Origin of the sequence: Halobacillus dabanensis (genome assembly GCF_900114165.1) — a bacterium.
GTDB lineage: Bacteria > Bacillota > Bacilli > Bacillales > Halobacillaceae > Halobacillus > Halobacillus dabanensis.
On the sequence record NZ_FOSB01000014.1, the window covers coordinates 65,185 to 82,445 of the forward strand.

The 17,261-nt window shown below is 44.9% G+C and carries 14 protein-coding genes, 1 pseudogene, 1 riboswitch and 1 other annotated feature; of the genes and pseudogenes, 2 read left to right on the forward strand and 13 right to left on the reverse strand.

Features of this window, described 5'->3' with window-relative positions; all coding sequences use genetic code 11:
- Position 1 precedes the first annotated feature (1 nt).
- From metC to BMZ58_RS18640, 8 genes and pseudogenes are all read right to left on the reverse strand, one after another.
- On the reverse strand, positions 2–1,180 hold the full coding sequence (gene metC, locus BMZ58_RS18605) for a cystathionine beta-lyase (RefSeq protein ID WP_075038041.1): 1,179 nt from the start codon (positions 1,178–1,180) through the stop codon (positions 2–4).
- Positions 1,177–2,295 carry a methionine biosynthesis PLP-dependent protein gene (locus BMZ58_RS18610; protein ID WP_075038042.1) on the reverse strand — a complete coding sequence of 373 codons (1,119 nt, stop codon included), beginning with the start codon at positions 2,293–2,295 and terminating at the stop codon, positions 1,177–1,179. The genes metC and BMZ58_RS18610 overlap by 4 nt, the downstream gene beginning before the upstream one ends.
- Before the next feature lie 102 nt (positions 2,296–2,397).
- Positions 2,398–2,509, reverse strand: a riboswitch (SAM riboswitch).
- A 166-nt stretch (positions 2,510–2,675) separates the two neighbouring features.
- Positions 2,676–3,008, reverse strand: a complete 333-nt coding sequence (locus BMZ58_RS18615) for a hypothetical protein (RefSeq protein ID WP_075038043.1) — start codon at positions 3,006–3,008, stop codon at positions 2,676–2,678.
- 83 nt (positions 3,009–3,091) lie between these two features.
- Positions 3,092–3,539: pseudogene (locus BMZ58_RS18620) on the reverse strand (DUF4385 domain-containing protein).
- A 1-nt stretch (position 3,540) separates the two neighbouring features.
- The gene (gene glsA, locus BMZ58_RS18625) at positions 3,541–4,497 is read right to left on the reverse strand and encodes a glutaminase A (protein WP_075038044.1); all 957 of its coding nucleotides are present in this window, start codon (positions 4,495–4,497) and stop codon (positions 3,541–3,543) included.
- Between the two features lie 329 nt (positions 4,498–4,826).
- Positions 4,827–5,852, reverse strand: coding sequence for a cytochrome d ubiquinol oxidase subunit II (locus tag BMZ58_RS18630; protein WP_075038045.1), 1,026 nt, complete (start codon positions 5,850–5,852; stop codon positions 4,827–4,829).
- Positions 5,853–5,884: 32 nt separating this feature from the next.
- The gene (locus tag BMZ58_RS18635) at positions 5,885–7,216 is read right to left on the reverse strand and encodes a cytochrome ubiquinol oxidase subunit I (protein ID WP_075038046.1); all 1,332 of its coding nucleotides are present in this window, start codon (positions 7,214–7,216) and stop codon (positions 5,885–5,887) included.
- A 66-nt stretch (positions 7,217–7,282) separates the two neighbouring features.
- On the reverse strand, positions 7,283–8,059 hold the full coding sequence (locus tag BMZ58_RS18640) for a class I SAM-dependent methyltransferase (protein ID WP_075038047.1): 777 nt from the start codon (positions 8,057–8,059) through the stop codon (positions 7,283–7,285).
- 205 nt (positions 8,060–8,264) lie between these two features.
- Positions 8,265–8,496, forward strand: a binding site (T-box leader).
- Positions 8,497–9,032: 536 nt separating this feature from the next.
- Between BMZ58_RS18640 and ileS the strand changes: the two genes are divergently transcribed.
- Positions 9,033–12,122 (forward strand): isoleucine--tRNA ligase, encoded by a 3,090-nt coding sequence (gene ileS, locus BMZ58_RS18645; protein ID WP_075038048.1) that lies wholly within the window; start codon positions 9,033–9,035, stop codon positions 12,120–12,122.
- Positions 12,123–12,317: 195 nt separating this feature from the next.
- Positions 12,318–12,932, forward strand: a complete 615-nt coding sequence (locus BMZ58_RS18650) for a PH domain-containing protein (protein ID WP_075038049.1) — start codon at positions 12,318–12,320, stop codon at positions 12,930–12,932.
- 23 nt (positions 12,933–12,955) lie between these two features.
- On the opposite strand, the gene BMZ58_RS18655 is transcribed toward BMZ58_RS18650, so the two are convergent.
- From BMZ58_RS18655 to nadB, 5 genes are all read right to left on the reverse strand, one after another.
- Positions 12,956–13,342 carry an RDD family protein gene (locus BMZ58_RS18655; protein ID WP_075038050.1) on the reverse strand — a complete coding sequence of 129 codons (387 nt, stop codon included), beginning with the start codon at positions 13,340–13,342 and terminating at the stop codon, positions 12,956–12,958.
- A gap of 100 nt (positions 13,343–13,442) precedes the next feature.
- A complete protein-coding gene (locus BMZ58_RS18660) occupies positions 13,443–13,631 on the reverse strand; it encodes an H-type small acid-soluble spore protein (RefSeq protein ID WP_075038051.1) in 189 nt (62 codons plus the stop codon).
- A gap of 114 nt (positions 13,632–13,745) precedes the next feature.
- Positions 13,746–14,846, reverse strand: coding sequence for a quinolinate synthase NadA (nadA, locus tag BMZ58_RS18665; protein ID WP_075038052.1), 1,101 nt, complete (start codon positions 14,844–14,846; stop codon positions 13,746–13,748).
- Entirely contained in the window at positions 14,843–15,694 is an 852-nt protein-coding gene (nadC, locus tag BMZ58_RS18670) for a carboxylating nicotinate-nucleotide diphosphorylase (RefSeq protein WP_075038053.1), read from the reverse strand. The genes nadA and nadC overlap by 4 nt, the downstream gene beginning before the upstream one ends.
- The gene (nadB, locus tag BMZ58_RS18675) at positions 15,675–17,246 is read right to left on the reverse strand and encodes an L-aspartate oxidase (RefSeq protein WP_341864791.1); all 1,572 of its coding nucleotides are present in this window, start codon (positions 17,244–17,246) and stop codon (positions 15,675–15,677) included. The genes nadC and nadB overlap by 20 nt, the downstream gene beginning before the upstream one ends.
- Positions 17,247–17,261 lie beyond the last annotated feature (15 nt).

Sequence of the window (17,261 nt, forward strand, 5' to 3'; positions counted from 1 at the left end):
TTCAACCTCCTGTTTGTAAAAGTGTGTAGGCTTCTGTTTTCCCGAGTGCCTGCTCAAAGTCTTTGATCAAGTCGTCTGGGTTTTCAAGTCCGACAGACAAACGGAGCAGGCCATCCGTAATGCCGCGTTTCTCGCGTTCTGCTTTCGGCATGGAAGCATGAGACATTCTTGCAGGGTAGGAAAGGATGGATTCGACTGCCCCAAGACTGACGGCATAGACGGGAAGCTCTACATGCTTAGTGAACTGACGGACAGCCACCTCGTCTTTTAAACGAAACGAAAGGACGGCTCCGGAACCTTCGGCTTGGTGAGAATGGATCGAGTTGCCTGGGTGACAACGGAATCCTGGATAATACACGTGTTCCACTAGAGGATGATTGCTTAATGCATCTGCGATTTTTACAGCAGAAGCGGCGGATTGTGTAATTCGGCAATGCAGAGTTTTCAAGCCGCGAAGCACGAGCCAACAATCGTGTGCGCCTAGAATGGATCCGAATGAATTTTGTAAAAAGCCGAGTTGTTCTCCGATTTCTTTATTTCGAGTGGCGGCGAGGCCGGCGACGACATCGCTATGCCCAGCGATGAATTTTGTTGCACTATGCAAAACAAGGTCAGCGCCAAGGTCAAGCGGACGCTGTAGAGCAGGGGTCATGAACGTGTTGTCGACAAACGTCCAACAATTGTTCGCTTTCGCTAATTTCGCAACGGCACGGATATCCGTGATTTCCAGCGTCGGATTTGATGGCGTTTCGATATACAAGAGCTTCGTATTCGGTTGGATAGCAGTGGCCACGGAATGGAGATCCGTCATATCTACGAATGTGTGATCGATTCCAAACCTTTGAAGAACGTCATGGATCATTCGGAATGTCCCGCCGTACACATCCTGGGTAATGACGACATGATCTCCTTTCGACAAAAGCATGAACGCGGTGGATATGGCCGCCATTCCTGAGGCGAAGGCGTAGCCGTGAGTTCCGTTCTCAAGGCCGGCGATCGTGTCTTCGAGTGCTGTTCGCGTCGGATTGCCAGACCGGCTGTAATCATAAACGCCTGGCTGATCGAAGTCCTGCTGATGGAAGGTGGATGATTGTTGGATCGGAACGCTGACGGCACCTGTGTTCGGGTCGAATTTATGGTCATTGTGCAACAGACGAGTTTGCAAAGAATGATCGGTCATCGTAATGATTCCTCCTTAGGTAGTTGATTCAACGTGTATTCTAGATCTTGAATTAGGTCATCGATATGTTCAACACCGACAGAAAAACGAAGCAGGCGGTTACACACGCCGTAGCTGATACGAGTTTCTTCTGGGATATCTGCATGTGTTTGGGTGGCCGGATAGGTAATGAAACTTTCCACACCCCCGAGACTTTCCGCAAAGCTGATGAGCTTCAAATGCCGTAAAAAAGGGTCCACATATGCTTCTGATTTTAGTCGGAAGGAAACCATCCCCCCTTTTCCAGGATAAAAAATATCTGTCACCTGTGGATGGTTCTCGAAATAAGAGACGATTGCCTTAGCGTTTGATTCGTGTTGTCTCATCCGGAGAGGGAGGGTCTTCATCCCGCGCATGACGAGCCACGAATCGAAAGGGGAAAGGACGGCGCCCGATGTGTTTTGGTGAAAGGCGAGTTTTTCGGTCACGTCTTTTCCTTTACTGACGAGAATCCCTGCGAGGACATCATTGTGACCAGCTAAATATTTCGTCGCGCTATGGATGACGATATCGGCCCCTTCTGTGATGGGCTGTTGCAAGACAGGTGTGTAAAGGGTGTTATCGACGAGCAACAATAAATCGTGAGCTTTCGCCAGGGTGGAAAATTTCTTTATGTCAGTTGTGTGCATCAAAGGGTTTGTCGGTGTTTCAATATAAATCGCTTTTGTCCGCTCGTTTATATGACCGCAGAGCTGTTCGAATTGGTGGGGATCACAGTAATGGAAACGAAGATCGTATCGCTCTGCCATATACTCGAATAAGCGGAAGGTACCGCCGTATAAATCTTCGGAAACAATGATTTCATCGCCTTTTTTAAAAAGCGATAAGGCTGTCTGGATAGCGGCCATACCTGAACTGAAGGCAAATCCAGCATCACCGCCCTCAATATCAGCGATGGATGATTCAAGAATTTGACGGGTCGGGTTTCCTGTTCTTGTATAATCGAACCCGGTAGATTCTCCAAGACCGGGATGTCGAAATGGGGTAGAAAAATAGACGGGTGGATTAATAGCCCCTGTCGGTTCATCATGCTGATTTCCTGTCTGGACAAATTTTGTATCGGTGTGAGGACACATGGAATTCACTCCTTTATTAGGTTCATGCGTTTATACTTTAAAGATATAGAAAAATGAAAAAAGCCTTCTTAAAGAAGAAGGCTTTTGTGTGTAGGGCTCTTCTTCTTATCTTTCAAGTTGAATAAACAACTTGCTGGAGTTAGCACCTTTCTGGTCGCGACCAGGGGTTGCTGAGGCTTCACAGGGCCAGTCCCTCTGCCTCTCTTGATAAGAGATTCGATTGTAATTTTTTCTAATTGCTGACTACTCTACACTACTCAGAAAGTTTTGACAATATGCAAGAAAGAATTTTTTGAAAAATTTTGGTATAGAAGAAGCCTGCTTCAGAGAAGCAGGCTGTTTCATGTGAGGGCGTAGAGAACATTTTTATTTCTCGTCTGTTAATGGCAAATTCCTAAATTGTAGAGAATCGTCTTTAGCTGAAGTGCCAAAGTACCTACCCAAAACAAGTGAGTAACGATGCTGATGCTGTACCATGTCTTCTTTTTTGATAGATGATTCCTCTTCTTATACATGAAGGCAATCATGGGAATAGTTATGATGGAAAAAACAGCTGTCAGACCGAGGATGCCTTTATAATCACGAATCCATATAAAGTCGTTGAAAAGGGGGACAATAATCGTTGAAGTATAGATGACATTAAGGAAGTAAATCCCCATTGCCCAGGAGATAATCATGAATAAGAGGGTGATCAAAAGAGGATAAGTTTTCACGCACACAACTCCTCGCTTCATTAATCCGATTCGTTTACTCGGGTTAATGTTATCCTACGTTCCCATTCAGAAATTGTCAACCATTATCCATACTCTTTTTGATGGGCCTTCTTTTTCTTCAAATATTCTTCATCCTCCTGGGCTTTCTTCCATTTTACTTCGAAAATCCTGGCTGATCCGGGCTTTTTCTTCATCGATTTCCCGCTCGTTGATATTCCCGTTTTGATCATACTTCTTTCCGCTTTCGTAATTAGCATACCTCCTCGAGCGGGTATAGCCCATTTGTAGGAACTTTCTTGCCATATCCATTCCGACAAAATCTCCGTCTTGTTTGTAATCCAAAAACATTCGATAAATTTTTTCTGAAGATTCTTTGGCTATCTCTGGTATTTTGAACCTCCAGTAGGGCAGGATTTCACTTTTATAAGGCTAGACGAGAAGAACGCCTTGCTCCCCCCTGCCGACTCGATATTTTCCGGACTCTTTCCGAAAATCTATATGATCGAAATCGAGGTTATAATCAAAGGCCATATTATCCTGACCTTTCCGTGTTTTCAACACCAAACATGTTTAGTTCTAAGTCCTGGGAAAGTTTTTTGATCAGCGCACCACCGGCCGTGCTGTTTCCTTTTTCATCGATAGCGGGTCCTACGATACCCAAACCCATACGGCCGGGGATGGAGCCTATAATACTGCCGGAAACCCCGCTTTTACATGGAAAGCCAGCTTCTACGGCAAAATGGCCAGAAGAATTGTACATGCCTGAACTCATCATAATTGCTTTTACCGTGCGAAGGTGGTGGGACGGGATTAACTTTTCCCCTGTGTCCAGATCAAGGCCCCCTTTAGCAAGGAAAAGTCCAACACGAGCAAAATCATGACCGCACATCATTACAGAGTTCATGCGGAAATAAAGGTCCAGTGCATCTTCTACATCTGAAACAAGGGTCCCTGTGCTATGCATGAAATAGGCGAGAGAACGATTACGTGCTCCGTTCGCTTTTTCGGATTGATACACCTCTTCACTCATTTCGAGCTCATGATTGTTGGTGATTTGACGTAAAAATTTCAGGTAGCGGTCGAAGCGCTTCTCTGCATTTTGTCCTTTGATGAGTGCAGCAACAGCAATGGCTCCAGCGTTGATCATCGGATTGAATGGCTTATGGGTGTCATAGGACTCTAATTGACTGATCGAGTTAAAGAAGTCGCCCATCGGTTCCATGCCGACGGTTTGAAAAACGCGCTCTTTTCCAAAATCCTGGAGAGCGAGCATTAACCCGATAATCTTAGAAGTGCTCTGCATAGGAACATATTGGTTTGTATCGCCAGCAGAAAAACATTCACCATCCGTCGTAATAATCGAGATACCCAGATAGTCTTTCATCGTTTCATCGAATTGGGGAATTGTCATATTTACACTGCCGGAAGAAGCGAAAGGCCGACTGTCTTCAATGGCTTCCTGGAGGTATTCATTCGTAAGCTCTTGCATGATTTAACTCCTTTTTATTGATTTAATCATTGGACCCTCTCTCCCCTGTTAGCTAACAAGAGAAGAGGGCTTTGTGTGACTTTTGTTCTTTAGAAAAACTCAAACGATTGTCTTGTTATTATGTACCCTTTCCATAAAGGGGGGTAAACAGGGGGGATAGAGATGAAGGGCAGGGATTTTACTGCGGGAGAATAATAAAGAGACTGGCACATAAGCAAAAAGCAACCAGTTAAAATCATGAAAATAAAAACGCATGAAATCAAGATTTTCAAATCAGATTTCATGCGTTTTATTCATTTTATAATGGTTTTGTCCCAGCCGCTTACACGTTATTCTTGCTTCAAATAACGTCGATCTTTAAGGAAAAGGCGCCAGAACAAAATGAAAGCCGGAATGAGGATGCCGAACCCTACTGCATAAACGATCAACATTTGGTAGAACGTTTCTGGATTTGTAAAACCATCCGCAATCGTAAGGTCCGGGTAAATCAAATATGGGAGGTGGGCAGATCCATAGGCATAAATGGCCACGGCATACTGCAAACCGATCATGATTACAGCAAAACGAGCAAGCCCGCGGTGCCCATCCTTCTTTTTGACAAAAAGAAGCGCATAACCGATAAGGAAGAATAACAAAGATAATCCGAAAGCAATCCAGTTTTGCTGGATGTTTTCAACGATCCACGAAGCTTCTGATGGAAACGTACCAATTGTCAGCATTGCAATAGCGATACTGATGGGGCCAAGCCAGAGAGAATGTTTCCGGAATGTATCATACGCATCCCAGTCTTCTGCTTCTTTCGCATAATCCATTAAGAACATGGCGGAAATGAACAATTCCGTTGATAACCCAAAAAGGATGTGCATGTACAAGGTCGGGTGGGTGAGCAACTCCCCGTACTGTAACCGAGGATAGTCGTTTTCAAAGATGACGAAGCCTCCTAAGGTAATCGGTAGAATACTGACGAGCAACGCAGGGATGATGAGTCCTGTAAAGCCGGAAGTGAGCCGAAGTAAATCTTGATATTTCCCTGCATGATGTTGGAAGACCATGAACGTTGTCCGTATAGTTAAAAGCAAAATGCCAAGGGCCACTGGGACAAGCAGTACACTTCCGAGGAGTGTCGTCGCGAACGGGAAGAAAGTGACGACAGATACGACGAAAATGACAAGAAAGACGTTGGTCACTTCCCATGTCGGGGAAAGGAAACGGTTTGCAATCTGGGCAGCACTTTTTTCCTCTTTTTTTCCGTATATCATTCCCCAGAACCCGGCTCCAAAGTCCAGAGACCCGAGGATGGAGTAGACGAATAGTAAACTCCAAAGTATCGTAATCGCAAGTGTTGATGCTTCCATAGACTATATATCCTTTCTGGGATTGATTTTCCTTACACTCCTCGTGCTTCCAAATCTTCTCTGACAGGGTTGTGTTTGAAGTAGTATCTCATCACAAATCCAGTGACAAATAATAAGGTGATGTAAAGAGTCATGAACAGATAGAAAAGAAATCCGACACTATTGGATTTAGTCGCTGCATCTTCCGTGCGCAGTACTTGATTGATGGTCCATGGTTGACGCCCGATACAACTGAAGCACCAGCCAGCCTCGATGGCAATCATAGCAAGTGGTCCACTGACGACGAGGATCGCTAGCAGCCAATTAGGAAATTCCCTCTTCAAAACGTGTTTCCAGAACAAGGCGAGGAATGCGACCAGGATAAGTACGGTACCAATCCCTACCATCACATTGAAAAGGATGTGGACATAGAGGGGAGGCCATAATTCTTCCGGGAATTCGTTTAGCCCGATCACTTCCGTATCAAATCGGTCGTCAGCCAGGAAACTGAGGGCATATGGAATTTCAATCGCATATTTCACCCGCTGATCTTCGAGAGAGGTGTAGCCTCCGATAGAAAGAGGAGCGTAACGTTGCGTTTCGAATAACCCTTCTGCTGCTGCGAGCTTTCTAGGGTTGTACTCATGAAGCATTTGCGCAGTATCGTGACCGTTGATTGCTGTTGCTAAAGACATGAGAGCTCCAAAGTAAAGGGCGATGGTGAGAGCTTTTTTATGATACGTTCGTTCTGCACTTGAAATTTTTCTTCTCATAAGACGAAGGGCGGCAATGGAGGCAATCAGAAAAGCGACAGTTGTGTAGGCGGACAAGGTGACGTGCATGGCCGTTACACCGAAACTAGGATTGAAGAAAGCAGCCCACGTGTCAACGTCAGTGATTTCACCGTCAGGAGTGATGTTGAACCCGGCTGGTGTGTTCATCCAAGCGTGGACATCTGTGATTAAAATCGCGGACGCAGTCGCACCTAGAGCCACGGAAATAATACTTACGAGTCTTAATGTTGGTGGCAGACGATCAGCGGCATATAAATAAATCGACATAAATACCGCCTCAATGAGGAAGGCGAAAATCTCCATTTGGAATGGAAGGGCGATGACTTGTCCGACAATCTCCATGAAATCGGGGAATAGAAGCGAGATCATGACACCGACAATGGTGCCTGAAGCAATTGACACTGCAAGTAAGATAGCGAAACCTTTCGTCCATCGTTTCGCCATCAACGCATAATCCGGATCTTTTTTAATAAAGTGCAAGACTTCCGCGATGATGATCATCACTGGAAGCCCGACACCGATCGTTGCATAAATGATATGGAACCCGAGCGAAGTTCCGAACAAAGCCCGGGCCATTACGACGATATCCATTGATCTCCACCTCACAAACGATTTCAATACAACGTTTATTTTTCCAATGTGATGGTGGATTATGCGTCAGGTGGAATGTTTTTCTACTAATACCATATACTCATCAATCGTAAATGATTGAACACGGCCATCCTCAACTATGATGGAGAAATGATGTTTTTCATCAGGAGATGCCTGCAAAAACAGAGATTCGACCTCTTCTTGTTCCTTTGGATTATCGATTGTCCGTTTCACCCAGTCAGGAAAAGGCATCTGCTTTTTACGCAACAACGGTTTTTGGATGAGAAGGTCATATGGTGGGAAAAGAGAGTCCCATTCCTTTTTCTTAAGTGCACGGACATGGCTATTGTCACGCTTTTTCTCGAAAGTATTGTAAAAATGATCAAGCTGGTCTTTTTCAGGAGCTATATTGTCGATCATTAAAAATTTTCCGTTTTGCTTTAACACACGACTAACCTCTTTAATGAACATCTTAGGTGATGGAAAGTGATGGGGAGCGATGCGGCATGTGACGATATCGAAACTCTCATCGATGAAGGGCAGGTTTTCTGCATCCGCGATCACGTATTCTATATTTGTCTTGTCGGTCAAATGGGTGGATGTGTTTTGCAGCATATCTTTTGTGAGGTCTGTTGCGAAAATAGTTTTTACATATCCACTCAAAGCTTTCGCGACGTGTCCACCACCCGTTGCGATATCGAGAGCTTTTTGGGAAAGAGTGGGCTGCATCCAATTGATGATCTCGTCTAGGTCGGATTGTTTTTTATGTGTGGAACTATCGACGTATGCTTGCTTGTTTTTCGAAAAGACTTCCCGGGCATTTTGTTTGATTTCTTCAGACATGGAAAATCCCTGCTTTCTGTTAGTTGATACCTTTATTGTAAGCGGAAGAACGTCTGGAAGATAATATTGATTTTTTATTAAAAGTGATCAGAAAGGCAAATGACTCTGTGAAGAAAGGTATATTCTTCTAAAAAATGGGCGAGGATGAGGGTAATAAAGCTTTGACATACGAAGGAATCCATTGTAACATGTGGAGAAGATACGTATAGTTTCGTTGACGAGAAGAGTAGGCTTTTATACCGATCTAAAAGAGAGTCGCTGGTGGGTGTGAAGCGATGGCGGGTATTGGCTGAAGATCATCTCTGAGAAGTTCTGCTGAAATTAATGAGAGTAAGTGGAACCGGTAGGCGGCCGTTATCCGTAATGTGAACCGAGAGCCGTGCTTTAAACAAAGCATGGAATATGGGTGGTACCGCGGAATAACATCCGTCCCTGTGTAATAACAGGGGCGGATTTTTGTTTTTAGTGTGGAGTCGATTGCTCAGGGACGTACGAACTGGACTGAGCTGTAGGAGATAAAGGAAACACGGAGAGCGAAGCGATTCGATGTTGACTTATCGTACAGAAGCGAGGGAAGTTACGCTAGTCCCTAATAGCCGGAACCGGATACAATTAAGTGTGGAGGCGACTGTTCAACGGCGTATGGACTGGACTGAGACGAAGGAGATAAAGAAAACACGGTGAGCAGAGCGAACCGATGTTGCCTTATCGTACGGAGTCGAGGGAAGTCTCACTAGCCGTTAGGAGCCGCAGCCGGATACAATTAAGTGTGGAGAGGGCCTGGGAGACACGACAAGCATAAGTAAAGCCGTGTTGGGAAAGAGGTTTCCCCCAACCGGAATTACTTATGACCTCGAGTGTCTGGCCCTCACAACCGGATATAATTAAGTGTGGAGGCGATTGTTTCCTCCGATGAGTGTTAGTTCTAATTCTATTTTCTATATAAATAATAAAAGGGTAAGAGGTGGAAGAAATGCGAAGTGTCAATACGAAAGAAGCTGCTTTAGACCGCGAGAATCGTGTCAAAGATTACTGGAATAAAGAAAATGTCTTCCGTCGCTCCATGAACGAGCGCGAAGGTGCAGAAACATTTGTTTTTTATGAGGGCCCACCGACAGCGAACGGCCTTCCTCACGCCGGCCATGTGCTTGGTCGTGTCATCAAGGACTTTGTCGGACGCTACAAAACTATGCAGGGCTATCAAGTGCTTCGTAAAGGCGGCTGGGATACACACGGTTTGCCGGTAGAACTGGAAGTGGAAAAGCAATTAGGCATTTCCGGAAAGCAAGAGATCGAAGAATACGGTGTCGAGAAGTTCATTGAAAAATGTAAAGAAAGTGTCTTCAACTATGAAAAAGAGTGGCGCGAATTCACGGAATCTATCGGCTACTGGCTCGATATGGATGATCCATATGTAACGCTTCAGGACCGTTACATCGAAAGTGTTTGGTACATCTTGAGTGACCTTCACAAACGCAACTTGTTGTCCAAAGGTCATCGCGTAACTCCATATTGCCCGAGCTGTCAGACGACATTAAGCTCCCACGAAGTGGCACAAGGGTATGAAGACGTTAAGGATCTATCTGCAACAGCGAAGTTCAAAGTCAAGGGCTCTGATAATGAATTTTTCCTAGGATGGACGACAACTCCTTGGACACTACCTGCAAACGTCACGCTAGCTGTTCATCCGGAACTGGATTATATCAAAGCGAAAAAAGATGGCGAAGTGTACATTGTTGCCGAAGCTTTGGCGGAGAAAAACCTTGGTGAAGAGTACGAAGTCGTTTCCAAGCATAAAGGTCATGAGTTTAAAGATGTGGAATATCAAGCACCATTCCCATTTGTGAAACCTGAACGCGGCCACTTCGTTGTCGAAGCAGATTTCGTTAACGCAGAAAGTGGTACGGGTGTTGTTCATATCGCTCCTGCTTATGGTGAAGATGACTACAATCTTGTAAAAGAAAATAACTTGTCTTTCTTTAATGTTGTTGACGGTCAAGGTCGTTACACAGCGGAGATCGCTCCATTTGAAGGTCGTTTCGTTAAAGACTGTGATGTGGATATTGTCAAATACCTTGCGAATGAAGGGCTGCTTTTCCATAAAGAAAAATATGAACACAGCTATCCTCATTGCTGGCGCTGTGATTCTCCATTGCTTTATTACGCAATCGAGAGCTGGTTCATTAAGACGACAGAACTGAAAGATCAGTTTATCAAGAATAACCAGGAAGTGACATGGCATCCGAACCACATTAAAGATGGCCGTTTTGGTAACTTCCTTGAGAATATGGTGGACTGGAATATCGGTCGTAACCGTTTCTGGGGGACGCCACTTCCGATATGGATGTGTGATTCTTGTGATCATCAGTACGCACCGCACAGTAAAGAAGATCTTCAGGAGAAAGCTATCGGCGATATCGGCGATGTGGAACTTCACAAGCCGTATGTCGATCGCGTACAAATGACATGTGAAAAGTGTAATGGCACGATGAACCGTGTACCTGAGGTCATTGATGTATGGTTCGACTCTGGTTCTATGCCGTTTGCCCAGCAGCATTATCCATTTGAGAACGAAGATCAGTTTGATAAGCAGTTCCCGGCGGACGTGATCTGTGAGGGAATCGATCAGACACGTGGCTGGTTCTACAGCTTGCTGGCTGTCTCCACCCTGTTCACAGGAAAAGCGCCATATAAACGCGTTCTTTCTACCGGTCATATTCTTGATGAAGAAGGCCGTAAGATGTCCAAGAGTAAAGGGAACGCCTTGAACCCGACAGATCTTGTGACGAAATTTGGTGCGGATGCTTTCCGTTGGGCGCTTCTGGCAGACAGTGCTCCATGGAACAATAAACGTTTCTCAGAGCGAGTGGTTATTGAAGCGAAATCGAAAGTGATCGACACGCTTGTGAACACGCACGGTTTTTACACGCTGTATGCCAACATCGATGGCTACACCTTTGATGCGAACGAAGAAGGTGAAAAGACACTGCTTGACCGTTGGGTTCTTTCCCGCCTGAACAGCGTTACAGGCGTTGTTGCAGAAGCGCTGGATGACTACGACTTCACAAAAGCGGCGAAAGCTCTTGAGAAGTATGTAGACGAAGTGAGTAACTGGTACATCCGTCGTTCTCGTGACCGTTTCTGGGAAGAAGGCATGACAGAGTCTAAGAAAGCAGCTTACCACACGCTTCACGAAGTGTTGACGCAGCTTAGTAAGTTAATGGCACCATACACACCATTCCTTGCAGAGGATATTCACCAAAACTTGACAGGTGAAAGTGTGCACTTGGCGTACTTCCCGAATGTTAATGAATCTGTTGTGAATACAAAGCTTGAAAAAGATATGGATGCTGTCCTCCAGGTGGTTGAACTAGCCCGTGGTGTACGTAATACAGAATCCATTAAGACGAAGCAGCCGCTTTCTGAGCTTGTGGTCATTCCAGTCAACCCGGACCAAGGGAAGGCACTGGAAGAATACAGCAACATCATCCGTGATGAGATTAATGTCAAAGAAGTTGTCGTGAAACAATCCTCGGATGATCTCGTCCGCTATGAAGTGAAGCTGAACTTCCGTGCTGCAGGACCAGTTCTTGGTAAGAACGTAGGCGTGGTTAAAGGTTATCTGGAGAAGCTTTCAGATGCAGAAGCAGCGAAAGTCGTGCAGGATGAAAAAGTCGTTGTCCCAACTGGAGATGGAGAAGTCGAAGTTACAATGGATCTACTTAATGTTGAACGTGTCGCTGATGCGGGACTGTCTATGGGATCCAACCAGGACTTCCACGTCGTCCTTGATACGACGATTACAGAAGAGCTTCGTCTGGAAGGTCTCGCTCGTGAAGTAATCAGAGTCATCCAGGATGAACGTAAACAACAAGACCTTCCGATCGATTTGCGTGTCGATATTGCACTTGGTGGCGATGCGGATGTGAAGGAAGCTATTAAGCAGAATGAACAATTGATCCGGGAGAATGTTCTGGTGAAAGAGCTGACAATCGGTGAAAAAGATGGAATGAAAGATTATTCAGTCGGTGACAACCAGCTGAAACTCGCTCTTCAGAAGTGAATGAAAAAGACCTGAGCATATTTTATGCTCAGGTCTTTCTATTCGGCTGAATATTAGTTTCTCAGGGTTCTTTATGGGCGGGATAAGGTTCTTCTTGAGGGAAGGTTGTATAATAATTTTATCAAGATAAGAAGGGTTTAATTTTTCGCTATCGAAATTAATTATGAAATGATTCCTAGTTCAGGAGGTTTTACTATGTTCAAAAAAATGGCCAGCGATGCTTTAGGGTTAAGTGATATTGGGAAAATCATCAAGAAAGAAGATTTTGATAAAGCGCAATCCGATGATTTTGTATTGACAGAGGACGGGGAGAAGATCCATTTCTTAATCAAGTCAAAAAGTGATGAGTATTGTTTTACGAACCGGGCGCTCATCCATCTGGATGGAGACAAGGCTACAAGCAGCAAACGAAATATTTATCGGTACGATTATTACCAGCATCCGATCCGTAATGTTTCTATAGAGACGGCAGGAACCATCGACTTGGATCTTGAAATTAAATTTTATATCGGCGACCAATATATGAGCATAGATATTGCCAAAGATGAAGGAGAGGCTATTGCTGATTTGTATAAATCACTGGTTGCTATTTCTCAAATTCAAGAGGAGAATCAACGCCAAACGAATTTTGCCAAAGACAGCATTGCAATGGCCCAGGATCTCATCCATGATAATCGTTTCCACGAGAGTGATATATCCAAGGAGTTCAGTGAAGCGGCTAACTTTGCTTATGGCTGGTTTACCGAAAAGTATAAGGAAAATACGAGAAAAGATTTTGACGATGTGTTTGAAAAATATATTCATAACTAAGGAAAGGGCTTGAGCATCTATGCTCAAGCCTGTTCTTTTATCATAGTGCCAGCGTATTGATCGTGGGGAAGTTTTGTGCCGTCTTCGAACCTTTTTGGATTTTTTAAGTAATTTAACATGAGGATAGTGTCACGGTAAGCCATGCGCTTGATGATTTGCTTTGGTCTTATGGATGAACCGTTTTCACTCTCTACTTGCAGTCCCATCAGCTTAAGCCCGACGGTCTGGTTGCTCCGGCGAATTTGGGCATATTCAAGGCTCCACATGACGAGAGTCGGGGTAATGAGTGCATGGAAAGCTTCGTTTTTAATTTTTTTACGCAATAACTGCTCGACACCTAATGTAACAACTGTTGAGATGCCGAAGTCGATACAGATAGCTTTCATTCTTTTTTTGTTGATAATATCCACGTGATCTCCTCCTTTCTTCCATAAAATACTAAAAAGGGGGAGAAGTCCAGTGTTTTGTATAAAAAATTGCCCACCCAGAAGAATTCTGAATGGGCAATTTTTAATGGATTTCAGTCTCTTTCAACTCATAAAGCGGTACTTTTTGTACGATATTCGGCTGATCCACCGGATGAATGCGTGCCATTTCGTTACGCTCTATCACTTCTTCGATGTAAATTTCACGATCCTCATGCATGACATGAATCATGTCTTCCGATTTGAAAATTTCTTTAGCGCGTTCTTTGTTCATTTACTCAAGCCCTCCTTTATTCCTAATATTCGCTAGAGAGGGCGCGGATATTCTTTTAGTACATAAATGGAGTTATGGCATTTTCCCCCCGGCGATAGGGAACTTTAAACAAAATCATGCCCGCGACAGCATCCGATCGAGCGCTTTTTTGGCATCAATGGCAATAGAATCCTCTACACGGATTAGATTTTGAGGATCGCCCTCCGCCAATGACTCGAGCGACCAGGCGAGGTGGGGAAGGTCGATGCGGTTCATCGTCAGGCATGGGCACATTCGCGGGTTCAGCGAAATGATGTGCTGGTCTGGATGTTCCTGAATGATGCGGTTGACGAGATTCATTTCGGTTCCGATCGCCCACTTGCTTCCAGGAGGTGCCTGTTTAATCGCTTGAATGATAGCATTCGTCGATCCTGAAAGATCGGACAGCTCAACAACCTCACGACTGCATTCAGGATGAACAATAATTTGCATCGTCGGGTGCTCCTTCCGAACTTGTTCCACATTACCCACTGTAAAGTTTTCATGAACAGAGCAGTGTCCTTTCCAGAGAATCACTTTCACATTTTCTAACGGACCATCATACAAAAGCTTTTCCATTATCGGGTCCCAAACGGCCATGTGATCGAGCGGAATACCTAAATCATAAGCGGTGTTACGACCGAGGTGCTGATCTGGTAAAAACAAGATACGTTCTTTTTGGGAAAAAGCCCATTGTAACATGTCGGCTGCGTTCGAAGAGGTGACGGTTGCGCCTCCGTGTTTTCCGACAAAAGCCTTGATGGCAGCAGTCGAGTTCACATACGTGAGGGGAAGGATCGTTTCATCAAAAGTGGCCATCAACTTCTCCCATGCTTTTTCCGTTTGCGTCATGTTCGCCATGTCTGCCATAGAGCATCCAGCACGCATGTCAGGGAGATAGACGTGCTGATCGTTACGTGTCAGGATATCGGCTGTTTCGGCCATAAAATGTACTCCGCAAAAAACGATCGCTTCTGCCTCGTGCTGGGAAGCAGAGAGTTGCGCAAGCTTTAAAGAATCTCCACGGGCATCAGCAAATTGGATGACTTCATCTTTCTGATAATGATGGCCTGGAAGGAACAATCTTGAGCCGAATTCTTTTTTTACTGTGAAGACGATTTTCTCAAGTTCTTCCGGGGACATTTCAAGGTAACGTCCAGGTAATGTGTTTTTTTCTATTGTTTCAAAAAGGTTCATCGAACTTCCTCCTTCATAGATGTAACGCGTGCACTGAAATCAAGGGCAGGAGCGGAATGGGTCAAGTACCCGAGTGATATATAATCTAGATTGAGCCCGCGGTAATCAGGCAGTGTGAACTTTGTAATTCCTCCGGATGCTTCTTTTGTTATCGATGCAGGAACGAGAGTGGATAAATACTCGATTTCTGCTGGGGAACGGTTGTCGAACATAATACAATCCACCCCGGCCTCTACAGCTTCCATGACTTGTAGTTCTGTTTCTGTCTCCACTTCAATTTTCACCATATGGCCGATTTTGTCTTTTGTAGCCGCGACCGCTTTTTTAATCGATCCGAAAAATGCGATGTGATTATCTTTCAACATTACTGCATCATACAACCCGTTCCGGTGATTGAATCCGCCACCAGTGCGGACTGCATACTTTTCAAAAGCGCGGAGGCCTGGTGTTGTTTTCCGTGTATCACAAATACGGATGTTTTCATCGGCGAGGGTATGAACCGCTTCATGCGTCAAGGTCGCAATTCCACTCAATCTCTGAACCAGGTTGAGAATGACACGTTCCCCTTTTAACAGTTCAGTAATAGGCCCCTCTATGGTAGCCAGGGGTTTTCCTGAAGACAGGAGATCTCCATCCCCTGCGTGCAGGTCGACATGAATGGCTGGATGCAGCATGTGGTAGCCATCTCGAATGATGTGCTCTCCACAAAAGGTGCCAGCAGACTTGGAAGTGAACACAATGCGTCCCCATTGATCTTCAGGAAAAAGAAGGTCACTGCTGCAGTCATAATCACCGATATCTTCTATAAGAAATTCCTCAAGCTTGCGCTTACGTGTTAACTGGTTCATGAAATCTCCCCATTTCGAAAGTTCTTTGCTGGATGATTTGTCTGTTTTGCCAGGTCATTTGTTCCTCAGGGAAATCGCTTCGGTGATGTCCTCCACGACTTTCCTCCCGCTCGAACGCTGATTTAGTAATCAACCAGGCGGTTTGCGCCATAAATACGGTTGTCATTTGTTCGGTTGTGAGCATGCTCATGTCAAAGGTATGCCATTGTTCTACATGATAGGATTCAAGCCATTCCAACTGTTGTAAAAGGGAATCCTTATGCCGGATGATGCCGACATTTGCCATCATTAACTCCTGCATCCTTTTCCGGGAGGGAAGGGGAAAGGGAAAAGCAGGCAATTGCACACTTTTATTTTCTTCTTCCTCTAAAAGAACAGGTTCTTTTTCATTTAAATGCTGCGCGAGCCTTTTTCCATAAACGAGTCCTTCTAACAGAGAGTTGCTGGCAAGACGATTAGCTCCATGGACCCCCGTGCATGCAACTTCCCCGATTGCATACAAGCCTTGAATCGTTGTCCGACCTAAAGTATCGGTTTCCACCCCACCCATGGAAAAGTGGCATCCGGGAACTACCGGGATGAGTCCTTCTGCAACGTTGATTCCATTTGATACACAAAGGTTAGTAATACCAGGGAACTTATCCTGGAAATCGTCGATCATGCGGATGTCGAGATAAACATCGTGACTGGCTTGCCTTTTTTGAAAAATGGTTTGAGAAACGATGTGCCGGGGAGCCAGGTCTTTGAGTGGATGGATATCATCCATGATTGGTTGCTTTCGTCCATCGATAAGGATGGCACCTGCGCCGCGAACCGCTTCGGAAATCAATCCTTTTGGTTGACCGTTTATGTATAAAAGGGTCGGATGAAATTGGATGAATTCCATGTCAGTAAGCGTTGCACCAGCCTGGTAAGCGAGTGCCATTCCGTCTCCTGTTACAGAACATGCGTTAGAAGTAAAGGAATATACCTGCCCGCACCCGCCTGTCGCTAAGATAGTATCGGGTGCATAACACTCATGAATAATCCCTTGTCTATCTTTACTTCTTACGCCCTGACAGGAATTATTTTCGTTCAACAGTAATTGGAACACGAAGTGATATTCGAAAACTTGAATGTTGTCGGGGACTGTTGCTTTCAAATGATTGATAAGCACTTTGCCTGTCTGGTCACCGCCGCCATGGACAATTCGGTTTTGGTGATGTGCTCCTTCTTTTCCAAGTGCGAATACGTTGTCTTCGCTACGATCGAAATTACATCCTCTTCGGGCAAGTTCTTCGATAATCGCTGGTGCTTCTTGAGTCATTCGGAGAGTTGAGGCATGGTCGTTTAGTGACCTTCCGGCAATGACTGTGTCGACAAAATGGAAATAGGGATGATCTTTATCGCCCATAGCAGCTGCAATTCCGCCTTGCGCCAAAGCAGAATTTCCGTCACCGAAAGATGTTTTTGTGAAAAGAATCACATTTTTGTCTGTGCAAAGATGTTTGCAAAGTTGTAGGGCAGCCACGCCGCTTCCAATGATGATCACATCCGCTTTTTTCATTGACATCAAAACCCCCAAAAC

Excerpts from the sequence above, each read along its gene's own strand:
- BMZ58_RS18640 (WP_075038047.1), bottom strand. The coding sequence starts at position 8,059 with ATGTCTGAAGAAATCAAACAAAATGCCCGGGAAGTCTTTTCGAAAAAC.
- glsA (WP_075038044.1), bottom strand. The coding sequence starts at position 4,497 with ATGCAAGAGCTTACGAATGAATACCTCCAGGAAGCCATTGAAGACAGT.
- nadC (WP_075038053.1), bottom strand. The coding sequence starts at position 15,694 with ATGAACCAGTTAACACGTAAGCGCAAGCTTGAGGAATTTCTTATAGAA.
- nadA (WP_075038052.1), bottom strand. The coding sequence starts at position 14,846 with ATGAACCTTTTTGAAACAATAGAAAAAAACACATTACCTGGACGTTAC.
- BMZ58_RS18650 (WP_075038049.1), top strand. The coding sequence starts at position 12,318 with ATGTTCAAAAAAATGGCCAGCGATGCTTTAGGGTTAAGTGATATTGGG.
- BMZ58_RS18635 (WP_075038046.1), bottom strand. The coding sequence starts at position 7,216 with ATGGATATCGTCGTAATGGCCCGGGCTTTGTTCGGAACTTCGCTCGGG.
- BMZ58_RS18660 (WP_075038051.1), bottom strand. The coding sequence starts at position 13,631 with ATGAACAAAGAACGCGCTAAAGAAATTTTCAAATCGGAAGACATGATT.
- BMZ58_RS18610 (WP_075038042.1), bottom strand. The coding sequence starts at position 2,295 with ATGTGTCCTCACACCGATACAAAATTTGTCCAGACAGGAAATCAGCAT.
- metC (WP_075038041.1), bottom strand. The coding sequence starts at position 1,180 with ATGACCGATCATTCTTTGCAAACTCGTCTGTTGCACAATGACCATAAA.
- nadB (WP_341864791.1), bottom strand. The coding sequence starts at position 17,246 with ATGTCAATGAAAAAAGCGGATGTGATCATCATTGGAAGCGGCGTGGCT.
- ileS (WP_075038048.1), top strand. The coding sequence starts at position 9,033 with ATGCGAAGTGTCAATACGAAAGAAGCTGCTTTAGACCGCGAGAATCGT.
- BMZ58_RS18630 (WP_075038045.1), bottom strand. The coding sequence starts at position 5,852 with ATGGAAGCATCAACACTTGCGATTACGATACTTTGGAGTTTACTATTC.